Annotated in this window: 1 pseudogene; it reads right to left on the reverse strand. The window is 40.9% G+C overall.

The window, feature by feature from the left end:
- Positions 1-504, reverse strand: a pseudogene (locus H5154_RS23145) (hypothetical protein); the annotation flags it as partial.

The raw sequence follows: 504 nt of genomic DNA on the forward strand, positions 1-504 counted from the left end.
CGGGCTTTCTATATCGTAATCAACTGGTCCATCAAAGGTGACAATGTTGCTGTCGAGGGTGAGTATATTGGTAGCGATGATGGTGGCGTTGCCTTGGCTATCGAGTTTAATTTCGCCGCCGGCGTTATGAATGATTAAATCGCCTTGCCCAGAGCCTGTGATGTTAATTGACTTACTGGTTTGTAAAAACGTTGAACCATTTGGTACGTTGAGCTTTAAATCACTGTTATTAGTCTTTAGTAAAATATCACTTTGCGCGTTTATTTTAACCGCACGCCCCGAAATTAATGACAGCTCTTGGTCAGCTTTTACATCGATTTTTTTACCTGTGAACGCGTTGTTGCCGGCACTTTGGTAATTGATATTGCCGTTGTTAGTTTGTTGTTTGAGTTCATTTTTAACATCAATAAATTGATTGTTCTTTATCACAAACTGTACATTGTTTTGCTCGGTTTCTAGGCATAAATCGCGCCCGGCGTGTAAGTTTATCGTCCCAAGTTGGCT

The sequence above is a fragment of the Pseudoalteromonas sp. SR44-5 genome (assembly GCF_014163675.1).
In the GTDB taxonomy this organism is placed as follows: Bacteria; Pseudomonadota; Gammaproteobacteria; order Enterobacterales; family Alteromonadaceae; genus Pseudoalteromonas; species Pseudoalteromonas rhizosphaerae.